This is a genomic window from Phenylobacterium sp., from assembly GCF_024508875.1.
In the GTDB taxonomy this organism is placed as follows: Bacteria; Pseudomonadota; Alphaproteobacteria; order Caulobacterales; family Caulobacteraceae; genus Phenylobacterium.
The window spans coordinates 1-21,994 of the sequence record NZ_JANINU010000307.1 but is presented as its reverse complement, the minus strand read 5'-3'; the positions used below and the strand labels follow the sequence as shown (position 1 = coordinate 21,994).

Below are 21,994 nucleotides of genomic sequence, written 5' to 3'. Positions count from 1 at the left end.
GTCTCATTGCTCCTGTCCGCGGCCCCCTCGCCGGCCGCGGTTCGGGAGCCCCTGCCATGACGCTGGACGTCCGCATCCGCCAGACCCCCGCCCGGAACCTTCCACTCCATCTCGTCGAGGAGATCAGCCACCGGGTGGCCAACGAGTACGCGGAGGCGATCGCGGGATTGTCGCTTGCGGCGGCGGGCTCGCCCCGGTCGGACGTGCAGGAGGCGCTGCGCGCGGCGGCCGAACGGCTTCGGGCCCATGCAGAAACCCATCGTGCGCTGCTTCCGCCGGTGAAAGGCGAGGTCGATCTCGCCGACTATGTGGGCCACCTCTGCGCGGCTTTCTCGAAAGCGGCGCTGGCCGACAGGCGTATCCGTCTGGCTGTGGAGACCGACGAGGTCTGGATGGCGTCAGGCCGCGCGTGGCGGGTGGGACTCGCCGTCGCCGAGCTCGTGCGCAACGCCGCGCGACACGGCCTTCGTGGGCAAGCGGGCGCCATCGTCGTGCGGATCGCGCGCGAAGAAGGCGATATGGTCTGCAGCGTCTGCGACGACGGCGCCGCCGAAGCAGTCGTCGAGCCAGGTCGCGGTGTCGGGCTGGTCCAGGCCCTGGCCGGCGAGCTGGGCGGCTCCGTCGAATGGTGGTTCACCCCGCGCGGCAGCCTCGCGCGCGTCCGCGCGCCGATCGAGGCGCCCGGATGAACAGATCGCTCCTGCGGCGCATCGGCCTGCGCCTCCCGATCATCCAGGCGCCCATGGCCGGCACGTCGACGCCCGAGCTGGCGGCCGCCGTGACCAACGCGGGCGGATTGGGGTCGATCGCTGTCGGCGCCGTGAAGGCCGCGGCGGCGCGCGAGATGATCACGGCGCTCCGCAAGACCACATCCGGCCCCTTCAACGTCAACGTCTTCTGTCATCGCCCTGCCCGGCACGATCCAGTGCGCGCGGCGGCCTGGCTGCAGGCGCTCTCGCCCGAGTTCGAGCGGTGCGGCGCGCGTCCTCCTGCCGAACTCTCGGAGATCTACACCAGTTTCGTCGCCGACCCCGAGATGCTGAACCTCCTGCTGGAGGCGCGTCCTGCGGTCGTGAGCTTCCACTTCGGACTGCCATCCCAAGCCGCGATCGATCGGCTGAAGGCCGCCGGGATCGTGCTCTTCTCCACGGCCACCTGCCTGGAAGAGGCCGTCGCCGCCGCCGACGCCGGAGTGGACGCCATCGTCGCGCAGGGCTGGGAAGCCGGCGGCCACCGCGGGGTCTTCGATCCGCAGGCCGAGGATGCGCAGCTCGGAACGGCTGCCCTCACGCGCGTCCTCGCCGCTCGCCAGCCCACCCCGGTCATCGCGGCCGGCGGCCTGATGGACGGCGCGGGTGTGGCGGCCGCGCTCGCCCTCGGGGCGCAGGCCGCGCAACTCGGCACCGCCTTCATCGCGTGCCCGGAATCGAGCGCCGACGCCTTCCACCGCGAGGCGCTCTTCGGGGCGGGCGCGTCGGCCACGGAGATGACCTCGCTGATCTCGGGGCGTCCCGCCCGCTGCCTGCCGAACCGCTTCACGGGGTTGAAGATAGGCCCCGCCGGGCGTGCGCGACCTCCCGACTATCCGATCGCCTACGATGCCGGGAAGGCCCTTGCCGCGGCGGCCCGGGCGCAAGGGGACGGCGGCTACGGCGCACAATGGGCGGGCCAGGGCGCGCCCCTTGCCCGCGCGCTTCCGGCGGCCGATCTCATGGCCACGCTGGCGGACGAGTTGATCGAAGCCGGCGGCTCCTGCTGAACGGACGGGACGGATGGATCGCCTGGACGCCATGAAGGTCTTCGCGGTCGCAGCGGAGGCCGGCAGTCTCGCCGCCGCCGCGCGGACACTGAAACGGTCGCCGGCGGCGGTCAGCCGGGCCATCGCCTTCCTCGAAGCGCACCTGGGCGTCGCCCTGCTGTTCCGCACCACGCGGGCCATGCGGCTGACCGAAGCCGGCGAGCGCTACGCGCCGTTCTGTCGCCAGCTGCTGGCGGACCTGGAGGAGGCGGAGAGCCAGGCCGCGGGCGGGGCGGCGGACCCCCGCGGCGTCCTCACCCTGTCTGCCCCGCCGATCGCCGGCGAGGAGATCCTGCGCCCCATCGTCGACGCCTTCCTGCAGGCCCATCCGGCGGTGTCCGCGCGCCTCCTGCTCCTCGACCGCCAGGTTAGCCTGGTCGACGAGGGCGTCGATCTGGCGCTCCGGGTCGGGGAGCTCGCCGCCTCGTCCCTGATGGCGGTGCGGGTCGGCGCAAGCGTGCGCCGGGTGATCGTCGGCGCGCCGCCGTACCTCGCGGCGCGCCGGCCACTTTCTCAGCCTGCCGACCTGGCCGGCCACGACATCGTGGCCATGTCGCATTTCGGCGAGGACCGCTGGGTCTTCCCGCCGGCCTCAGGCAGCGCCCAGGCACGCACCGTCACGTTCACGCCTCGGGTGCTTGTCACCAGCGTCCGCGCCGCCGCCGCGTCGGCCGAGGCTGGGCTCGGCGTGACACGCCTCTATTCCTACCACGTGGCGGAGCAGGTGCGGCGCGGCGCGCTGGCGATCGTCCTGGCCGACGCCGAGCCTGCCCCCCTGCCGGTGCATCTTGTCGCCCGCCCGGGCCGGGCCACCGCGCCGAAGGTGCGGGCCTTCCTGGATCTGGCGGTCCCGAGGCTGCGCGCGGCCTTCGCCGGCCTGGCGGAGGAGGCGCGGGCGCTCCCCGGGGTCGACGCTCCCCGCTAGCCGGATGGACTGCCCGCCCGCTGCCGCCGATACTCGAGCGCCGGCAAGCCGCCCCAGCCCCAGCCGTCCAGCTCCACCTCCTGGATGGTGACGAAGGTCGACTCGAGCGGCTTGCCCAGCACCTCCAGTAGCAGGTCGCTGACGCCCCGGATCAGGCGCGCCTTCTCCTCGGCGGTGACGGACGTCCGCTCCGGGCTCGTGCCTTCGCGGGTCACCAGGATGTTGACGATCGGCATGACGGCCTCCCTGTGAGGCGGCCCGCAGCTGCGGGCCGCTACGTGTTCACCAGTGGCCGGCGGACTGGCCGCCGTCGACGTGCAGGATCTCCCCGGTCACGAACGGTGCGTTCTCGAGGTAGAGGACGCCGTGGACGGCCTCCTCCACCTCGCCCACGCGGCCGAGAGGATGCAGGGTCGCCAAGCCGGCATGGGTCTCCGGCGGGTGCATCGGCGTCTTGATGATCCCGAGCGCCACCGCATTCACCCGGATGCCCTGCTCGGCATACTCGATCGCCAGCGACTTGGTCGCCGCGTTCAGGCCGCCCTTTGTGAGCGAGGCCAGCACCGAGGGGACCCCCTTGATCGGCTGCTCCACGAGGCTCGTCGAGATCTGGACCACATGGCCGGCCCGTTGCGCCTCCATCCGCCGGATCGCCGCCTGGGTCACGAAGAAGAAGCCGGCGAGGTTCGTGCCGGTGTTGGCAGCCCAGTCCTCGGGCGTGAACGCGGTGAAGGGCTTGGCCGTGAAGACGCCCGCGTTGTTCACGAGGGTGTCGATGCGGCCGAACGTGTCGATCGCGGTGGCGACGACCCGTTCGGCGACGGCCGGGTCAGCGATGTCGCCCGGCGCCGTCGCGATGTCCGGATCGCTCGACGGCTTGATGGTGCGAGAGTTGGCGACGACCTTCCACCCGGCGTGCCGGTAGGCCTTGACGAGGGCGGCGCCCAGCCCCTGCGATGCGCCGGTGATCACGGCGACCTTGTTGTCCTGGGTCATGATGTGTCTCGAACCTTCCATATGCAGCGCGGCCACGTCGGCCAGCGTCATTGCCCGAGAGGTGGGTCCGGCCCGACCTGGGCCGTAGAGCTGCGCCGCGAGCGACAGTCGGTCGCTTCACGCAACACCGAACGGAGGGTTCGTCGACCGCGCCGGCGCGGCAATCGAGACGAAGGTATCGCCGACACCAAAGTCCAATGTCCGCGGCCGACGCGCGGCGCCACCTCCCCAGCATCGGGCGCCGCGCCCGCCTGGAGGATCGAGATGCTGCCCACGCCCATCACCACGCCCCCTGTCGGACGGGCCCTTATCACCGGCGCCTCCGGCGGGATGGGCGCCGTCTACGCCGATCGCCTCGCGCGCCGCGGCTTCGACCTCATCCTTGTCGCGCGCAACTCGGCGCGCCTGGAGGCGGTGGCGGCGCGGGTGGCGGACGCGACGGGACGCCAGGTGGAGACGTTGACCAGCGATCTGCGGCGGGCGGACCACGTGGATGATATCGAGGATCGTCTGCGGACGGACGAGCGCATCGCCATGCTGGTCAACAACGCCGGCGTCGGCTCGGCGACACCGCTGCTGCAGGCCGATATCGGGACGATGCGGGGCATGATCGCGCTGAACGTCGAAGCGCTCACGCGGCTGACCTATGCCGCGGCGCCCGGCTTCGTCGCGCGCGGCGGCGGGACCATCATCAACATGGCATCCATCGCCGCGATCGGGCCGGAGATTCTCAATGGGGTCTATGCCGGAACGAAGGCCTTCGTCGTCGCGCTGACCCAGTCGCTCCACCACGAACTCGCGTCGCGCGGCGTGCGCGTACAGGCGGTGCTCCCGGGCGCTGTCGCAACGGACTTCTGGGACGTGTCGGGCGCCCCGCTCGCCAGCCTCCCGGCCGGGATTGTCATGAGCACGGAAGACGCGGTCGACGCCGCACTCGCAGGATTCGACCAAGGCGAGCTGATCACCCTGCCCTCGCTTCCAGACCCCGCCGATTGGCAGGCCTACGAGGACGCTCGCCGCGCCCTCTTCCCGAACCTCTCGCGGTCCGAGCCTGCGGCCCGCTTCGGCGTCGGACGCGCCCCGGCCGCCGCGACCTGATCAGGCCTCTCGTGGATGGAGGGAGCGGACCGGAACGGCGCGGCGCCGCCCGGAGCCCGCGCCGCCGGGCGGGTGGCAAGCGGCATAAGCGCCGGTCCGCGTCATCGGCCGCCGATACCTTGGTCTCGGGGATACCTAGGTCCAATCGCGCGCGGCAGGGGCAGGTGCTCTGATCTGGAGGTCCACTCCGCGGAAAGAGATCGAGCCACGCCATGCGCCTCTCCCCTTTACGCCGCGCGTTCGCGGCGATCCTGGCGGCGGCAGCCGTCAACACGCCCAGCTCCGGCCTGGCCGGCGAGACAGCGGGGCCGAAGACGTCCGCCGCGGCGCCGTCGCCCCGCGAGACCATCCGATTGACCCGGAAGAGCCCGGCCTACTGGCGAGTGACCTTCGCCAACCCACCGCTGAACATCGTGGGGCCCGCCGAGATGCGCCGGCTCGATGAGATCCTCGATCAGATCGAGGGCGACCCCAGCGTGAAGGTCGTTGTCTTCGACAGCGCTGTCCCGGGCTACTTCATGGCCCACTACGATCTGCTGAAGCCCTTGGAGGACTCCACCGGAATGGCTCCGGGACCGACGGGCATGCACCCCGTGCCGGACTTCATGGTGCGGCTCGCACGGCTGAAGGCCGTCACCATCTCCTCGATCCGGGGTCGCACCAGCGGCATCGGAAGCGAGATCGTCCTCGCGACCGACATGCGCTTCGCCAGCCGCGAGAAGGCGATGCTCTCGCAATTCGAGGTGGGCGCCGGCTTCGCTCCCGGCGGCGGGCCCATGGCGCGCCTGCCACGGCTGATGGGCCGCGGCCGCGCCCTGGAGCTGCTGATCGGCGCAGACGCGCTCGACGGTGATCTGGCCGAGCGTTACGGCTACGTGAACCGCGCCTTGCCGGACGCCGAGCTCGACGGCTTCGTCGACCGGCTCGCCACCCGGATCGCTGGCTTCGACCACCAGGCGATCATCGACACCAAGCATCTGGTGGACGTGGCCAGCCTGCCACCGGACGAGGAGATCCGTTTGGGCTGGGAGGCCTTCATCGCCTCCGTCCAGCGACCAGAGGCCCAGGCGCGGGTGAGCGCCCTGGTCGCACGTGGCCTGCAGAAGGGGGGCGACCTGGAGGACCACCTCAACGAGCGCACCGCCGACTACCGCGAGCCGCAACCCTAGGAGCCCGCATGCCCAGCCCGACTGCGATCGCCATGGCCGCCGCGTTGGCGGCGGCCCAGCCCAGCGCGCTCCCCTCCACTTCGGCCACGACCACCTACCATCGGACGCAGGTCGACGGCGTGGGGGTCTTCTACCGCGAGGCGGGACCGAAGGATGCGCCCACGGTCGTGCTGCTGCACGGCTATCCCTCGTCGTCGCGGATGTTCGAGGGGCTGATCCCGCTGCTGGCCGTCCGATACCACGTGATCGCGCCCGACTATCCGGGCTTCGGGCACAGCGACGCGCCGTCCCCCGCGCATTACGCCTACACCTTCGACCAACTGGCCGCGACGATGAGCCGGCTGCTGGACCAGCTGGGTGTCGACCACTGTGTGTTCTATCTTCAGGACTACGGCGGACCCGTCGGGTTCCGCATGATGCTGGCCCGGCCTGCGCGGGTCGACGGCCTCGTCGTCCAGAACGCCAACGCCTACGCCGAAGGGCTCGGCGCCAAATGGACGGGGATCGCGCGCTACTGGCGCGACCCAGCGGCCCATCAGGACCAGCTCGACGCCTTCCTCTCGTTCGAGGGCGCGCGACAGCGCCACATCGCCGGCAGTCCCGCCCCTGAGCGGTACAGCCCGGACAGCTGGGCCGATGAATACGCCATGCTCTCGCGGCCTGGTGCGCGGGAGATCCAAGGGGCGCTCCTCTATGATTACCAGACCAATGTCGCCTCCTATCCGGCGTGGCAGGCGTGGCTGAGGAACCATCATCCCCCGACGCTGGTGCTCTGGGGCCGCTACGACCCCTCCTTCATCACCCCCGGCGCCGAGGCCTATCGCCGCGAGCTTCCCGGCGCGGAACTGCACTTGCTGGACGCGGGCCACTTCGCGCTGGACGAAGCGCTCGACGAGGCCGCGGCGCTCATCCTCGACTTCCTGCAGCGACTGCCGCGTTGACGGCGGCGCGCTCGACCCGGCACGGCCCCCTCACGCCTCGACACTCCTGCGCAAGGCGTCAGCGCCTGACGCATGATCATCGGCGCCGACTGCATCGTCTCGTCGGGATCGGAGCTGCGCGCGCTCCCCCCGGTGGCGGCGGTGCGCTCGCCCTCGCCGAGCCCATGGGCCCTCGGGAGCGATCCTCGACCGCCGCAGGCGTGTGGGCGTGCCGCCTGCGCCGCATGAGACTTTGGTGTCGACGACACCTAAGTGCAATTTCGGGAGGGCCTCCCACGCCCGATCCTCCCGCCAGACGAGGTGGCGCTGCGCCGCCGCGAGCGAGGAGAGAGAACATGGCGCCCCGATCCGCAAGGCATTCGAACGTGCTCGGCCACGCCGTCATCGGCGCCCTGGCGCTCACCGCGAGCCTGGGTCAGGCGCCGGTCGTCCGGGCGGAGGCCGCGCCGGGACAACCCGGGACGCCCTACGCCAACATGCCCGCGCTCGCCCCGATCGGCGTGCGGACCGATCGCTATCTGCCGGTCTCCGCCGAGAACACGCCGCCCCCGATCGACCCGGCGAAGGGTTACCGGACGCAGAAGCTCGGCGACGGGCTCTACATGGTCACCGAGAACGCCTACCAATCGATGTTCCTGGTCTACGAGACCGGCGTCGTGGTGGTGGATGCCCCGCCGACCTATTCCGCGCACCTCAAACAGGCCATCGCCGAGGTGACGGACAAGCCGATCACCCACGTGATCTACAGCCACTCCCACACCGATCACATCGGCGGGGTCACGGACCTGGGCGGCCGGCCGATCACCATCGCCCAGGAGGAGACCAAGCGGCTCCTGCTGCGGGACAGGGACCCCAAGCGGCCGCCGCCCACGGTGACCTTCAAGGACCGCTACACGCTGAAGGTCGGCAGTCAGGTGCTGGAACTCAGCTACCACGGCGAAGCCCACGAACCGGGGAACATCTTCATCTACGCCCCGCGCCAGAAGACGCTGATGGTGGTGGACGTCATCTTCCCCGGCTGGATGCCGTGGCGAAGGTTCGCCGTCGCCCACGAGGTGCAAGGCGTCTTCGATCAGGTGGCGTTGATCGACAAGCATCCCTTCGAAATCCTGGTCGGGGGCCACGTCACGCGTACGGGGACGCATGCCGACGTGCGCACGCAGCTCGAGTTCATGAACGACGTGAAGGCCGCGGCCTCGCAGGCGCTCAAGACCACCGCGATCGGCGAGGAGTTGGCGGACGAGGACAAGACCAATCCCTGGGCCGTCTTCGACAACTACATCGATCGCGTGGTGGTGAAATGCATGAACACGGTCACGCCGAAGTGGCAGGACCGGCTCTCGGGCTTCGACGTCTACATCTGGGACCAGTGCTTCGCGATGGAGCAGAGCCTTCGGATCGATTGATCCCGCGCCGCTCCAACCTCCCTGCCCTCATCCGGTCTTTGAAAGGCGCCTTCCATGGCCAAGCCCCTGAACGTCCTCGTGCTCGTCGGCAGTCTGCGCAAGGACTCACACACGCGCCGCATCGCCCGCGCTCTCATCGCCCTCGCCCCGCCCAGCCTGGCCTGCCGCATCGCCGAGATCGGCGACCTTCCGCTCTACACGGAGGACCTCGACGCCGATCCGCCCGCGGCCTGGACGCGTTTCCGCGAGGAGATCCGAGCCGCAGATGCGGTGCTGATCACCACGCCGGAATACAACCGCTCCGTCCCCGGCGCGCTCAAGAACGCCATCGATGTCGGATCGCGGCCCGACTACCCGAGCCCTTGGGACGGACTGCCGGCGGCGGTCGTCAGCGTGTCGCCCTACAAGCTAGGCGGCTTCGGAGCCAACCACCACATCCGCCAGAGCCTGGTGTTCCTGAACATGCCGGTGATGCAGCAGCCCGAGGCCTACATCGGCGATGCGGCGGCCATGTTCGACGGCCAGGGAGAGACGCCCACCGCCGAGGCGCGCGGATTCCTGGAGCATGTGATCCGCAGCTTCGCGGCCTGGGCGGCCAAGACCCGGCGCACCCCCTCCCCCGCCAGCTAGGGAGCTTCGACGACTGGGCTGCGACCATGGGCATTCGAACGACGGGCTGCGCCGCGATCGCGGCGACAGCGGTGGCGTCTGCGGCCTGCGCTCAGGCCGGAAGACTGCCGGACGGCGTCCGCCTCTCGGCCGGCGTCGTCTCGCAGACCGCCTGGACCGTCAGCGGCCCAGGGCGAAGCCAGGCAAAGGAAGCTGGACAGTTCGCGCTGGGGGTGACGGCGGAGACCGGCGAGGCGCTCGGGCTGGCCGGCGGGACCCTCCAGGCCACCGTCACCTACCGCTGGGGCGAGGACCTGGGGGCCGTCAGCGGCCTGCGCCCGCTGCAGTTGGTCCAGGAGGTCTACGGACGTGGGCAGACCTGGCGTTTGACCCAACTCTGGTACCAGCAGGCGATCGGCTCCAGCGGCGCCGACATCAAGGCCGGGCGGCTGACCGTCGGCGAGGACTTCGCGACCTTCCGGTGCGCGTTCCAGAACCTGACCTTCTGCGGCTCCCAGCCCGGCAACATGGAGAGCGATTACTGGTACAACTGGCCGATCAGCCAGTGGGGCGTGCGCGGCCGGATCGTGCGGGAAAGGGGCTATGTCCAGGTCGCCGTCTACGAGGTGAACCCCCGCAACCTGCGAAGGCGCTTCACGGTCGGCCGCTTCAAGGGAGCGACGGGCGTGATGATACCGGTGGAGGCGGGAGCGACCCCGTCCATCCGGGGCCGCCCCGGGCGGTACCGCATCGGCGCCTGGTACGACACCTCGCGCGCACGCGACCTGGTCCTCGACCGCGGCGGCCGGCTTCGCGCGGCTGCCGACGAGACGCCACCCGACGTGGACGGGCGCGGCGGCGCCTATGTGATGGCGCAACAGCAGGTGACCGGCCGCTCGGACCATGGGGAGGCGATCTCGGGGCTGACGCTCTTCTTCAGCGCCGCACAGGCGGACCGCCGGACCTCGCGCATCGACCGCCAGGTCTTCGGTGGCGGCTTCTGGCGCGGCCCGCTGAGCGCGCGCCCCCGCGACGAGCTGGGCTTCGCGCTGGGGGCGACGCGGCGCAACCCACGCCTCAAGAGCGACCCCGCGGACCGCAGCAGTACGGAGTACGTCGGCGAGCTCTTCTATGGCGTGCAGGCGACGCGCGCGCTCGTGCTGCAGCCCAGCGTGCAGGTCATCGGCAATCCCGGTGGGGCGCCCAGGCGAACGGCGGTGGTGATGGGCTTCAAGGTCAGCGCGACGTTGCAGCCCTAGGCGATCCTTTCGGGTGCGCATGGCCAGTCCGCACGGGTCTCGCCTGTCAAACGACCGCCGGCCGCACGCGGCGTTGGCGGAAAGGGCTTGCGGCGCCGAGCCGAGGAGATCGGAGACGTCGCCGGCGCGCGGATCGCCCACGGCAGCGTCTCGATTCCGCGGCGCGCGCCCATATGATGCCGCCGACGCCCCTTCGGGGAACCGCGCGTCTGAACCCGCACCCACGCCATTACGACGTCCACGAAGGCTGAAATGCAGGCGATCGGTACGCAGGATCCCTCGGATGATGTCGTGGTCCTCACCAGCACCACGCCCGGCCGGAGGCAGAAGCTGGTGGCGCTCGCCGTCGTCCCCGGCGTGCTCGCGACGCTCTTCGCGATCACCCGGCCGTTCGCCGATCTGCAGCTTCCTGCCGTCCCGGCGTTCGTGCCGATCGAGACGTCCGCGCTCTTCGTCATCGACCTGGTCACCGCCGTCATCTTCTTCTGCCAGTTCTCCATCCTGCGGAACCGCGCGCTCCTCCTGATCGCGAGCGGCTACCTCTACGCCGCCCTGATCCTCATCCCCTACCTCCTGGCGTTCCCGGGGCTGTTCGTGACGGATCGCGCGCTCGTCGGCGGCCTGCAGACGACCGCCTGGCTGTTCATCCTCAAGCATTCCGGGTTCGCAGCTTCCATCGTCGGGTTCGCGCTCCTGAGCCGCAACGCGAAGGCGGCCCCCCGGCCGGGGGGCGTCCACCTGCCGCTCCTGCTGAGCATCATGGCGACCTGCGGCTTCGTCGCGTTCATTGGATTCGCCTGCATCGCGGGGGACGCCCACCTCCCGTCCGTCGCGTCCGACGGACGGCGATTCAGCGCGCAGTTCCTGATCTACGCGGGCGCGCCGAGGGCCCTGCTCTACGGGCTCGCCGTGATCCTGCTCTGGCCACAGCGCAATACGGTCCTTGGTCTGTGGCTGATGGTCGTTGCGGCCGTCCACCTGGCCGCCATCCCGATCTCCTTCTTCGGTTCCCCAAGCCGCTTCAGCGTCGGCTGGTACACGGTCGTCATCATCAACCTGGTCGCCAACAGCCTGGTCCTGGCCGTCCTGCTCGTGGAGGTCTCCAACCTCTACCGCCGTCTCTTGCAGGCGGTCCGCGCGCAGGAGCGCGAGCGGGAAGCGCGGCTCGCCACCGGCGAGGCGCTGGCGGCCATGATCGCGCATGAGCTGAAGCAGCCCTTGTCGGCGATGATCTGGCGAGCCGGCCTGGGCTTCCGCCGGCTCGATCGCTCCGTCCCCGACCTCGAGAACGCCATGAGCGACATGAGGCGGATCTCCGCCGACGGGCACCGGGCCGCGGCGGTCATCGAGAACATCCGCGCGAACTTCAAGCGGGACCAGCGCGTCCGGACGGCGGTGGACCTGAACCGGCTCGTCCGTGAGACGGCGTCCCTGCTCCGTAGGGAGCTGCACAAGCAGCACGTCCGGCTCGAGATGACCCTTGCGGCAGATCCGGCAAGTGTCGCGGCCGATCGAACGCAGTTGCAGCAGGTCCTGCTGAACCTGATGACGAACGCCGCCGAGGCCACGGCAGCCGACGACGCCCCCAGGATCCTCGTGGTGAGGACCGAGAACCACGGGCGCGACGAACTGAGCGTATCCGTGTCGGACAACGGGACGGGGGTCAGGCCGGAGCACCTGGAGCAGGTCTTCAACCCCCTCTTCACGACCAAGCCCACAGGCATGGGCATGGGGCTCTCAATCTGCCGCTCGATCATCGAAGCTCACGGCGGACGCATCTGGGTATCCCCGAACAGCCCCAAGGGCACGGTTTTCACGTTCGCGCTGAAGGCGCTCACCGCGCCCTGACGAAGCTCGTCACGTCGATCGCGAATTCGCCAGGGGAGCCCCAATGCCGTCGTTAAGGGTAGCGTCGCGCGAGCCTTGCAGCCGACGATCTATCCCCCGATCGCAATCGCCCTTACTGCGGAGCGCCCCGCAGGACCGCGACGAGTTCGGGCGTGAACCGCGGATCGCCAACCGCCGGGGGTTCGGTCAGATGCGCGGTCACCTCCTGCAAGACCCAGCCGTTGCCGTCGGGATCCTGGAAGGTCGCGTAGGAAGCGTAGCTCTTCCGCTCCGGGTTCGGCCCCGCGCGTAAGTGTGCCGGGTCGGCATGGTGGAAGATGCCGCCGGGGTCGTGGAACGCCGGGCTCACGGCCACGCCGCGCCGGAGCAGGTCGGCGCGCGCCGCCGCCAGGTCGCTGACGATGAGATGCACGTCCTGCAACGACCCGGGCGCCGCCGAGGAGATCCCTCGGCCAAGGATGATCGAGCAGGCCGAGCCTTGCGGCGTGAACTGCATCACGCGGTAGCCGTCTTCCCCCGAGAAGTCGAAGTCCAGTCGCCAACCCAGGTCCTCATAGAACCGCTTCGCGCGGTCCGGATCCGCGACGGGGATGACAAGCACTTCGAGCGCCATCGCGGTCGGCGGCTCTGATGGCGGAGCGGCGGGGGGAATGCGGCTCATGCGGGCTCCCTAGGCAGGATCGGTCCGTAACCCCTCACTTGCGTCGGCTTACGGCCCGCCGACGTTACCGACGCGGGCTGCGACATCTCATTGGACGAACGTATCGGCGATACCTTCGTCCCATCGAGCGGCGCCTGACCCGGCTGAGCCGTGTCGGTCCAAGCCACACCCCGTCATGGGCCATTCCGTCGAGTACGCTTGCCCCCCGTGGACAGCACCGCGCCAGGATTGCGCCTTCGGCGGTTGTCGCGGGAAAAGCCCTCCACAGGTTTCCGATCCAGCACCCTGGGGAGGGACCTGCCGCCCATTCTGCGTCTTCGCTGTCCCCCATGCATCGGTTGTGAGCGGCAGGGCCCACCAACGGGCGCCGTTCAGCCCCCCGCCGTCAGCTCAGCAGGTTGCGCACCGTGGCGATGGGCAGAAGCAGGCGCAAGGGTTGGGATGGGAGCGGCGTGAAGCCATAGCCAGTATACGGCTTGAACCGAACGCGAGGCCTAGCGTCAGAGCGCGGAGCGCACCGGAGCGGGATAGCTGAGAACAGCCTGGTCTGCGGTCAGCAATGTGATCCCTTCGACCATTGCTTGTGCAATCAGGATCCGATCGAAGGGGTCCTTGTGTAGATTTGGAAGGTTCGACACCGCGGCAGCGTGACTGCCTGCAATAGCCAACTCCTCGTAGCCACTCTCGAGGAGCTCGCGGCGAAAAACTCCCGGATCCAGACTGAACTCCGGCCGGCCCAACCCCGACTTGATGGCAATTTCCCAGACGCTGGCGGCGCTAAAGAGGAGCTCATTCTCCGGATCACTGATGAGAGCGGCGGCGTTGGTCGAGAGCCCCGAACCGGCCGCTGCCCAGAGCAGGACATGCGTGTCGAGAAGAAGCTTCTTGCGCCAACGGGAGCGAAACGGATGACAAGGGCAGAGAAAGCAGCACGAGGCCTGCGCGGGCCTCAGCGGCTCGTACTTTGGGGTGGCGCAGCCGCGATGCTGCTGGCGCCGGCCGTCGCTATCAATTTACGGCGGAAGTTGCGTGGGGACCCGAGGACTTCGCGACCCTAGCCCTTATGCTGATCGGCGCCGCAGGAGCGTTCGAGCTTGCCGCCTGGCGCACGACGCGCCCCCTGCACCTCAGCCTGGTCAGCGCGGCGATTGGCTTGGCGTTTCTGCTGATTTGGGCGCAGCTGGCGGTCGGCATCTGGTAGTGGCGCAACGCCTCGAACTGACTACCGCTGCACCAGCCCGCTTGAGGGCGCCGGAAGTCGCCCGAGCGCCAACGTCGCCCTTGCGCCACAAAGAGACATTGGGATTGGTACGGCAAGCGGACACTCGCAGAACAGCGACTATGGTCCGCTACGCGTCGCGCCACCCCCGCCAGGCTCTTGTGCGGGCTCGTTCCAACCCAACATAGTGAAGTTGTGGTCGTGGCGGACACACGTCTGACTCGGCCGCCCCGCGCTGGCGTGCCTCAAGGAGCCGCATGACTGACGTTCGCATTGATATCAGCCCCACCGATGACGAACTCAGCGCGGCCGTCGCGGCCGTGATTGAAGATGCCCCAAGCATCCAGTTGTCGGTTCTGGAGGGTTCGGAGTTTGGGTTGTCCGGGCCAGAGGCGGTCAACTGGCTGACCTTGACCGTCGGCTCGGGTCTTGTAGGCAGCGCGGCGACGGCGGCGGTGACACTTACGTTCAATCGGGTGGTGACAACCGTTCGGAAGATCTCGGCCGCCCGGCGCGCCAAGGTCACCGTCGTCGTCAACGGCTTACGCTTCTCAATCAATAGCGACGCTGAGGCCGACGAGGTCCTGAAGGCGATCGTGGAAGCGCTCGAAGCCTGAGCCGCAGATGGCGCCGGGGCCGGTCACTTTCGCGCCGAACGTCCTCCACCGAGCGGAGCCTGAAAGCGCCGCCGAGAAAGGCGCATTTCGCCGCCTGGTCGCTGAGACGATCATGTCGCGGCTGGTGTTCCAGGCGATCCCGAACCTCTCGTCCGTCGGGGTCAGTTCCGCCGACCTTCGGAGCGCGGCGGTGCGCGGCGCTGCCGGGAATATCGTCCTCATCAACCTCGAGTTCGCCCGCCTTTGTTTGCTGGTGTTCGGCTGCCTCGGATACGTCGTCGAGAACCGCGGGGAGATGGTGCCGGACGACTACTTGGAGGGACTGGCCGATCGGCTGATCTTCCATGGCGCCGCGCGAGGCGGCGCGCTCGATCGCTGGGGCCACTTGACACCACAGACCCCGCTCCCGAGGCCGGACTCCGAACGGATGTCGCAGGCTTTTTGGCTCATACCCATCTTCCTGGCCGCCCGTAACTTGCGTGTCCTCGTCGATCGCGAACTTCCGGACGAAGGCTTGCCCCCGCCGGGTTGGGAGCAGGAGATCTTCGAGTCCGGGCGCGCCTATATGGCAGGAATGCACCGCATCATGATCGGCGACCCGAGCGCCGAGCCGCCGCCCGCCACACTCGCCGATTTTCTAGCTGAAGCACCGGCCCACTTCCGGCAGGGCGGGGCGAACGCCGAAGGCCTGCGTGCTTTGCTCACCCTCGGCCCACGGCTCGGCTGCACCCCAGGTCTCTTGCTCCACACCGCCTTTTCCCTGCTGATCACCCAAACGCTGATTGAGTTGGGCGAAGAACAAGCCTTGGGCATCGACGCCACGACGCGCGGCCTGCGTGCTGAGACTCGCTACCTACGAGATGTGGCATTCACGAACTTCTGGAAGGCGTCGACAACGGGCGGACGAGACGCCTTCTCAGAAACCTGGGCAAACAACTACATCGGCAGTCGCCGCGTCGTGATCCTCAGCGCCTATCTCACGCTGAAGTCGAGGGTCCCCTCGGCGGCGGGCGCAACCGACGGGCGTCGCGTCGCACAGGCCTGGGGCTACGGGCAGTTTGACGACCGCCTCATCCGAGACACCTACAACACGGCGGGCCCGAGCGAGCCTGACTTATGACGGACGCCTCGCCGGACGCGCGCAGCTCATCCACCTGGAAGGCCTTCTATCCCAGCGGGGTCTATCGGACGGCCTACCAAACGCGGGAGGAACTGAACGTCCTCCATAAACTGGTCCCAACCTGTATCGACAGCCACGAAGGCTATCGAACCCTGCAGCGCCTGATCGTCTCAAGCGTCAGCGCCGCAGACCTGCGCTGCCATGCCGTCCGCTACGCCGACACGTCCGTCGTTCGCGTGAACGTGGATTTTCTGCGCCTCTGTGATCCGGTCTCCGACTTCTTGGAGAAGGCCACGTATCATGAGGCACTCGAAGACGGTGCCTTGGACACCTTCATCCAACGCTTGCTGTTTCACGCCGCGATCCGGACGGGACGCCACGACGTGCTTCGGCGCGTTCGTCCGGTGGGGCCCTTGCCTGGCCTCTCTCGCAACGGACAGGTCAACTACGCCATCCTCGGCCTGGCGTTCATCCTGGGCCACGAGCTTCAGCATCTGGTCCAGCTCACGGCGCCGAACCCCGAGATGCTCGCCTTCTATCAGGACCTTGGGGCCGAGGTCGTTTACCGACGCGCCAACGCCGTTGCGCTACAAATTCCGCGCGCGCACTTCGGGGATCTCGGCGGCCACGTGCAGCAGATCTCGCTCGAGGACTTCATCGCGGCCGGCCCCGGCTTCGCGCCCGAATTTGACGCCGACATGTTCGGACTGACGATGGCCACACGCATCGCGAGCGGCGCGCATAAGCCGCTCGTCGAATCTGTGATCAGCCTGCTCACCGCCCAGGTCATCGTTGAACTCACAGACTTGCTGCTCTCAACCGACGTGGACGACCAGGCGAAACGCCAGGCGATCAAGGCGCTGCGCTTGCGCGACTTGGCGCTGATCGGACACTGGCTTACGATCCACGTCGCGCCTAACCCACAGCAGCGCCTGCGGGACTTGCAGATGATGGAGAAGGTGCTGGAAGCCCGAAACCGGGTCCTCTGGCTCGTCTTGGACCGAGTTGTCGAGCAGCTTGCAGCGCTCCTGGAGACGCCCCCGTCAGATCGACGCTTGCGCCAAATCCTAGCAGACTGGGAGTACACTGGCGACCGCATTTCCACGCTGACGCACCGCCACAACATGCCGGCGATGCAGGTAGTTGACAGCCCTGACTTGGCCTTCCCCACGATCATCCGCGACGACCTGTTTCGCTAGGCCGAACAGGGTGGCATCGAGGCTGCGGCAGGCGTGCGCCACAGGCGGACATCAAGGCGTCGCCAGAAAGCGGACGTTCAGCCTGCTTGGCAGCACTTGGTACCCCCATCCTAACGCAGCGCCCGCGCAGCGCAGCTCGCGCGGGGATTGCCGCGATGACGAACTCGCGGCCGAGTGGTAACAACAGAGAGCTAAGGTTTTTGGGGGGACCAGCGTGCCAGACGAGGGACTAATTCCGTGGGCGAACAAGCAGCCGGATTGGGCGCGCGACAGCTTGAGGCGCATCGTGAGTTCGCCCGGGCTTTCCTTGAGCGACGAGGATCGCCAAGCGATCCTGGATCGTGTTCGACACGCGGCGGGAGCTTCTGAGGGCCCAGCGCCCGATTGCCAACCCATTTGCGCCGAGCATGTAGCACCTGCCGAAGCGGCGGGGCCGCGCAGCGTCCTCCTGTCAGTCGGACCCGTGCAGAACGTCGATAGGCTGGCCGCTGACCAGCGGCTGCGCTTCGCTCCGAACGGCATCACCTTGATTTTCGGTGAGAACGGCAGCGGTAAGAGCGGCTACGCCCGTATTGCGAAGCGCCTCTGTCGTAGCCTCTCCTCCGAAGAGCTTAAAGGCGACGTCTTCAGACCAACGCCCACCGATCCCCTCAAGGTGCAGGTGCGCTGGCAGACTGGAAGCAACGGGATCGAGGAGCTCGCTTGGACGCCGACCGCGAAGCCGCCGTCCTGCCTCAAGCAGCTCTCGGTCTTCGACAGTCAGAACGCGAGGCTCTACGTAGACCAGCAGAATCGCATCGCCTACCTTCCGACCCAACTTGCGATCCTGGAACACCACGGGGAGCTCTGCACCTCGCTCGGAAATGGCTTTGCTCAGGAGGAGAAGGCCATCGAGAAGCGAGTAAGGCCGCCACTGCCGACCGGCTACACGCCGAATGGCAAAGTTGCCCTTCTCCTTGGCAGGCTCGATCCGAAGTCAGCCAGCCTTCCGAACGCGCAAGACATCAGAGCACTAGCCGGCCTGAGCCATGACGAGCGAGAGGAGCTGGCGACACTTGAGAAAAGGCTCGCGTCCGATCCCGGCCTGCAGGCAGCGGCACGGCGCCGCGCCGCTCCCGGCTTGGAACGGCTGAAGCAGGTCCTCACCAGCGCCGAAGCTGCCTTAGGAGAAGCCGCCGAAGCGGAGCTTGCGCGCCTGTTCGACGCTGCGCGGGTCGCTACCGAGGCCGCGAATGCGAGCGCGGCCGCGCAGTTCGCAGATCTTTCGTTGAAGGGCGTGGGCGAAGGCGTTTGGCGCCTCATGTATGAGGCCGCACGGCGCTTCGCTGTCGAGAATGATGCAGAGGCCGACCGACTACCAGAGCAGCCGAGCGATCTGTGCGTGCTCTGTCACCAGCCGCTGGGCGACGTCGGTGCCGCTCGGCTTAGTCGGTTCAACGCGTTCGTTGCAAGCGAAACGGCCAAGGAAGCTGACGCTGCTCGGGCAGCACTCTCCGCTAAGACAGCGGTGCTGGCTGACGTCGCTATCCCTGCACCTGAAGTGGTTGCTGGTCATCTCGCTGCGTACGCGGAGATGAGCCCTGCACGGGCCGCCTTTCTGGCCCGGGTCGAGCTGGCACTGGCTAGTCTGGCTACGCGCAAAGTAGCGCTTCTTGCCTTGGCGGAGAATGGCACCACGCCAATCCCGGCGATGCCGCTCTCAATGATCGAGGAGCTCGCCGCGGAAGGCCGTGCGCTGCTCACTGAGGCCGAGCAGCTGGAAGCTGCCGCTCAACACGGCGGAACACTCGACGCCGATCGCGCTCGGATCGCGGAATTCAAAGATCGTGAGAAGTTAGGGCAGGACGTTGGAATCATTCTCCAGCGCCTTGAGGATTTGGAGTCTCTAGCGGCGGTGCGGGCGTGCCAAGCGCAGGTTCAGACTCGTGCGATCTCTACACAGATCAGCAGCATGCGGCGCAAGCTCGTTACCGATGGCCTTCAGGCGCGCATCCAAGCTGAGATCACGCGCCTGGATCTGGGTCACATTCCATTCGTAGTGAAAGATAGCAGCGGCTCGGGCCAAAGCCTTTTCAGCGTCGGGCTACAGGGCGTCGGTAAGGTGGCCAACCGCGAGGTATTGAGCGAAGGGGAACAGCGTGCACTCGCACTCGCATGCTTCCTCGCCGAGATCGGAGACGAGTCTGCGAACTACGGCCTGATCGTTGATGACCCGGTTTCTTCACTCGACCATGTCCGGCTTCGGCGCGTGGCGGAGCGGCTGGTTGAGGAGGCAGCGAAGGGCCGGCAGGTCGTCGTCTTCACGCACAACCTCGTGTTCTTCAATGAGATGGTGTCGGAAGCCGCCCGTTGCGGCGAGAAGGCTCCGCTGGTGAAGGTGGTCATTCGCAAGACGGAGACCGAAGGATTCGGGCTGGTGACCGAGGACACCGAACCTTGGTTGGCGAGGCCAGTCACGGGCCGGATCAGTGATCTGCGGGAACGAGCGAAGGCTGCAAAAGCCCATACCGATCTGGAGAGTGATGCCTATCGGAGGCTCGCCAAGGACTTCTACTCCGATTTGCGCGAGACCTGGGAGCGCGCCGTGGAGGAAGTCGTCATCAACAAGACGGTGGAGCGGCTTGTGCCAGACGTGATGACAATGCGGCTAAAGAGGGTCGTGCTCAGTGACGCTGACTACCAGACGATTTTCTTCGCGATGAAGCGCGCCTCTGAGCGCTCCGGCCACGACATGCCAGCGGGGCGCCCCATCTCCATCCCAAGACCAGAGGACATGTCTGTAGACGTGGAAGCGTTAGATGCATTTCGGCTGGATTACGTGAAGCGAGCTAAAGAGGCAGAGAAGCGCCGGGAAGCGCTCGAGGACCCACCAAAGGCGGAGCTCGTATAGGCAGCTAAACGCAGCACGGCGCGCTGGCGGGATCAGGGATGAGTTCGGCCTTCTGTCGGAACACACGGTCGAACGGAACCGGCGCAGGCTGTAGCTGAGCAATTCGACTTGGAGGAAGAGCTTCGATGCGGCTCCTTCATACCTCAGACTGGCACCTCGGGCGGATGATGGCGCAGGAGGCGCTGCTCGAGGACCAGGCGGAGATCCTGGATCAGATCTTCACCATCCTCGTGGAGAGCGGCGCTGACGTGATCGTCATCGCGGGCGACGTGTTCGACCGAGCTGTGCCCCGCAAGGAGGCCGTCGATCTATTCGACCGCTTCCTGACACGAGTCTACCGCGAGACCCCCGCGGCCATCGTGGCTCTGGCCGGCAATCATGACGCGCCGGAGCGGGTGGGCTTTGGCGGCGCCTTGCAGGATTCGGCGCGAGTGCTCATCCGCGGCCCCCTGTCATCCCGCGCCGCGCCGCTGATCCTCAAGGACGACCACGGGCCGGTGGCGATCAGCGCCTTACCGTTCTGCGAGGTCTACGCTGCCCGGGCGCATTACCAAGCTATGGAGGTGAGCTGTCCGGAGCACGTGCTGCGCGAGCAGCTCCAGGAGGCCCGAGCCGTAGTCTCGCCGGGCAGCCGCTGGGTGGTCTGTGCGCACGCTTTTGTGCAGGGCGGCGCCGTCACCGACACCGAACGCTCGCTCGACTTCGTCGGCGGGGTCGAGACCGTTCCGCACACCCTGTTCGAAGGCGCCGCCTACGTGGCGCTGGGCCACCTGCACCGGAGCCAGGCGGTCGGTGCCGAGCATATCCGCTACAGCGGCGCGCCGATGGCCTTTGGCTTCGACGAAGCCGGAGCGGAAAAGAGCGTGCTCCTCGTTGACCTCGGACCGCACGGCGTCTCGGCGGTCGAGGCCCGCCCGCTGGTTCCGCTACGCTCGGTCCGGGTCATCGAGGGTACGCTAGACGCGCTGATCCGGGCTGCGCCTCAGCCGCCCTGCCGGGACTTCATCAAGGCGGTTTTGCACGACGAAGGGGAGCTGGTGGACCCTATGGGGCGCCTGCGCACCGCCTACCCGTTCGCCTTGCAGATTGAGCGGCGCGCCCGACAGGGAGCCGAGGCTGGAGCCCGGATTCGGCCCGCCCACGCCCGTCGCGAGCCGTTCGAGGTGGTGGACGCCTTCCTGCAGGACGTGCGTGGCGGCGCCGGCCCTTCGGCCGAGGAGTGTGAAATCGTCCGCGCCGCGCTCGCCGACGCGGTCGACGAGGCGATCTGATGCGCCCGATCCGCCTTGTCGCCCAGGCGTTCGGCCCCTTCGCCGAGCGGATCGACATCGACTTCAGCCCGGCCCTCGCCCAGCGCCTGTTCGGCATCTACGGCCCCACCGGCGCCGGCAAGACCAGCCTACTCGACGCCATGGCCTTCGCCCTGTTTGGTGAATCCTCGGGCGGTGAGCGGACGCGCGGTCACCTGCGCTCCGATCTGGCCGACCTCGAGACGCGCACCTATGTAGAGTTCGTCTTCGAGCTGGGCGCAAAGCGCTACTTTGTCCGACGCGAGCCCGAACAGGAGCTCAGGTCTCCCCGCAAGGACAGCCGAACGTATCCCGCCACCGCGGCGGTGTTCGACGCCACCGGCCTCGCGCCCGAGGCCGTGAGCCTCGAAACGCCCGGACGTCCCCTCGCCGAACGCAAGCTGAAAGACGTGGACGACGTCCTCTGCGGCCTTCTTGGCTATGATGCCGAGCAGTTCCGGCAGGTGGTGATGCTGCCGCAGGGACGGTTCCGCGCCCTGCTTACCGCCGGAAGCGACGAGCGCTCCAAGATCCTGCGCGGCTTGTTCGACGTGCGCATCTTCGAGCGCTTCGCTGAGCGGCTTAAGGCGCAGGCCGCCGGCCTGGAGGCGGACGTCCAGGCCGCGCGCCGCGAGATCCTCACACGCCTTGAGGACCTTGGCGTCGACAGCGCCGAAGCGCTGGCCCAGCAGATCGCGGAACGCAACACGGCGCGGCTCGAGGCCCAGGCCCAGCGCCAGGCGCTGGAGGCGGCTCGCACCCAGGCCGAGGCCGCCCTCGCCGCCGGTCGGGTGCTGGCGGCACGCTTCACCGAGGCAGCGACGGCGCGGGCGGCGCTCGCCGACCTGCAATCCCGCGCCGAGGAGGTCGAGCGCCTGCGCCAGCGTCTGGTGCGGGCCGAGGCGGCCCGCGACTTGGCCCCGTTGGAAACCGCGGCGCGCCGCGCCGCC

At 68.2% G+C, this 21,994-nt stretch carries 21 protein-coding genes; 17 read left to right on the top strand and 4 right to left on the bottom strand.

Annotated elements, in window-relative coordinates:
* Nucleotides 1-56 precede the first annotated feature (56 nt).
* Genes Q0L11_RS20135 through Q0L11_RS20125 form a run of 3 tightly spaced genes read left to right on the top strand, consistent with a single transcriptional unit; the run spans nucleotide 57 to nucleotide 2,723 of the window.
* Complete coding sequence (locus tag Q0L11_RS20135) at nucleotides 57-689, top strand: sensor histidine kinase (RefSeq protein ID WP_296599631.1); 633 nt, start codon at nucleotides 57-59, stop codon at nucleotides 687-689.
* The gene (locus Q0L11_RS20130; protein ID WP_296599630.1) at nucleotides 686-1,759 is read left to right on the top strand and encodes a nitronate monooxygenase; all 1,074 of its coding nucleotides are present in this window, start codon (nucleotides 686-688) and stop codon (nucleotides 1,757-1,759) included. Before Q0L11_RS20135 ends, Q0L11_RS20130 begins: the two co-directional genes overlap by 4 nt.
* A 13-nt stretch (nucleotides 1,760-1,772) precedes the next feature.
* Entirely contained in the window at nucleotides 1,773-2,723 is a 951-nt protein-coding gene (locus Q0L11_RS20125) for a LysR substrate-binding domain-containing protein (RefSeq protein ID WP_296599629.1), read from the top strand.
* Here Q0L11_RS20125 and Q0L11_RS20120 read toward each other — a convergent pair.
* Nucleotides 2,720-2,959: a 4-oxalocrotonate tautomerase family protein gene (locus Q0L11_RS20120; RefSeq protein ID WP_296599628.1), complete on the bottom strand. Its 240-nt coding sequence runs from the start codon at nucleotides 2,957-2,959 to the stop codon at nucleotides 2,720-2,722. The two genes, Q0L11_RS20125 and Q0L11_RS20120, sit on opposite strands and share 4 nt — an antisense overlap.
* Before the next feature lie 46 nt (nucleotides 2,960-3,005).
* On the bottom strand, nucleotides 3,006-3,719 hold the full coding sequence (locus tag Q0L11_RS20115; protein WP_296599627.1) for an SDR family oxidoreductase: 714 nt from the start codon (nucleotides 3,717-3,719) through the stop codon (nucleotides 3,006-3,008).
* Between the two features lie 21 nt (nucleotides 3,720-3,740).
* Between Q0L11_RS20115 and Q0L11_RS20110 the strand changes: the two genes are divergently transcribed.
* The 7 genes from Q0L11_RS20110 (at nucleotide 3,741) to Q0L11_RS20080 (ending at nucleotide 12,049) form a co-directional block, all read left to right on the top strand.
* Nucleotides 3,741-4,817, top strand: a complete 1,077-nt coding sequence (locus tag Q0L11_RS20110; RefSeq protein WP_296599626.1) for an SDR family oxidoreductase — start codon at nucleotides 3,741-3,743, stop codon at nucleotides 4,815-4,817.
* Nucleotides 4,818-5,029: 212 nt separating this feature from the next.
* A complete protein-coding gene (locus tag Q0L11_RS20105) occupies nucleotides 5,030-5,986 on the top strand; it encodes an enoyl-CoA hydratase/isomerase family protein (RefSeq protein ID WP_296599625.1) in 957 nt (318 codons plus the stop codon).
* A gap of 8 nt (nucleotides 5,987-5,994) precedes the next feature.
* On the top strand, nucleotides 5,995-6,927 hold the full coding sequence (locus Q0L11_RS20100; protein ID WP_296599624.1) for an alpha/beta hydrolase: 933 nt from the start codon (nucleotides 5,995-5,997) through the stop codon (nucleotides 6,925-6,927).
* Nucleotides 6,928-7,262: 335 nt separating this feature from the next.
* On the top strand, nucleotides 7,263-8,333 hold the full coding sequence (locus Q0L11_RS20095) for an MBL fold metallo-hydrolase (protein ID WP_296599623.1): 1,071 nt from the start codon (nucleotides 7,263-7,265) through the stop codon (nucleotides 8,331-8,333).
* A gap of 54 nt (nucleotides 8,334-8,387) precedes the next feature.
* Nucleotides 8,388-8,963 (top strand): NADPH-dependent FMN reductase, encoded by a 576-nt coding sequence (locus tag Q0L11_RS20090; RefSeq protein ID WP_296599621.1) that lies wholly within the window; start codon nucleotides 8,388-8,390, stop codon nucleotides 8,961-8,963.
* A 26-nt stretch (nucleotides 8,964-8,989) separates the two neighbouring features.
* A complete protein-coding gene (locus Q0L11_RS20085; RefSeq protein ID WP_296599620.1) occupies nucleotides 8,990-10,201 on the top strand; it encodes a carbohydrate porin in 1,212 nt (403 codons plus the stop codon).
* Nucleotides 10,202-10,453: 252 nt separating this feature from the next.
* Entirely contained in the window at nucleotides 10,454-12,049 is a 1,596-nt protein-coding gene (locus tag Q0L11_RS20080; RefSeq protein ID WP_296599618.1) for an ATP-binding protein, read from the top strand.
* 112 nt (nucleotides 12,050-12,161) lie between these two features.
* On the opposite strand, the gene Q0L11_RS20075 is transcribed toward Q0L11_RS20080, so the two are convergent.
* Both Q0L11_RS20075 and Q0L11_RS20070 read right to left on the bottom strand, forming a co-directional pair.
* Nucleotides 12,162-12,710 (bottom strand): VOC family protein, encoded by a 549-nt coding sequence (locus Q0L11_RS20075; RefSeq protein WP_296599616.1) that lies wholly within the window; start codon nucleotides 12,708-12,710, stop codon nucleotides 12,162-12,164.
* A gap of 500 nt (nucleotides 12,711-13,210) precedes the next feature.
* Complete coding sequence (locus tag Q0L11_RS20070) at nucleotides 13,211-13,663, bottom strand: type II toxin-antitoxin system VapC family toxin (protein WP_296599764.1); 453 nt, start codon at nucleotides 13,661-13,663, stop codon at nucleotides 13,211-13,213.
* Between the two features lie 110 nt (nucleotides 13,664-13,773).
* On the opposite strand from Q0L11_RS20070, the gene Q0L11_RS20065 reads away from it, so the two are divergent.
* The 7 genes from Q0L11_RS20065 to Q0L11_RS20035 form a co-directional block, all read left to right on the top strand.
* Nucleotides 13,774-13,911, top strand: a complete 138-nt coding sequence (locus tag Q0L11_RS20065) for a hypothetical protein (RefSeq protein WP_296599614.1) — start codon at nucleotides 13,774-13,776, stop codon at nucleotides 13,909-13,911.
* Between the two features lie 275 nt (nucleotides 13,912-14,186).
* Nucleotides 14,187-14,546: a hypothetical protein gene (locus Q0L11_RS20060; protein WP_296599613.1), complete on the top strand. Its 360-nt coding sequence runs from the start codon at nucleotides 14,187-14,189 to the stop codon at nucleotides 14,544-14,546.
* Between the two features lie 7 nt (nucleotides 14,547-14,553).
* Entirely contained in the window at nucleotides 14,554-15,666 is a 1,113-nt protein-coding gene (locus Q0L11_RS20055) for a hypothetical protein (RefSeq protein WP_296599611.1), read from the top strand.
* Nucleotides 15,663-16,865 carry a hypothetical protein gene (locus tag Q0L11_RS20050; protein ID WP_296599610.1) on the top strand — a complete coding sequence of 401 codons (1,203 nt, stop codon included), beginning with the start codon at nucleotides 15,663-15,665 and terminating at the stop codon, nucleotides 16,863-16,865. Before Q0L11_RS20055 ends, Q0L11_RS20050 begins: the two co-directional genes overlap by 4 nt.
* A gap of 463 nt (nucleotides 16,866-17,328) precedes the next feature.
* Nucleotides 17,329-19,755: an AAA family ATPase gene (locus Q0L11_RS20045; protein WP_296599609.1), complete on the top strand. Its 2,427-nt coding sequence runs from the start codon at nucleotides 17,329-17,331 to the stop codon at nucleotides 19,753-19,755.
* Nucleotides 19,756-19,880: 125 nt separating this feature from the next.
* The gene (locus Q0L11_RS20040) at nucleotides 19,881-21,026 is read left to right on the top strand and encodes an exonuclease SbcCD subunit D (protein ID WP_296599607.1); all 1,146 of its coding nucleotides are present in this window, start codon (nucleotides 19,881-19,883) and stop codon (nucleotides 21,024-21,026) included.
* Nucleotides 21,026-21,994, top strand: a 969-nt coding sequence (locus tag Q0L11_RS20035; RefSeq protein ID WP_296599606.1) for an AAA family ATPase, incomplete at its 3' end; no start/stop codon positions are given. The genes Q0L11_RS20040 and Q0L11_RS20035, both read left to right, overlap by 1 nt.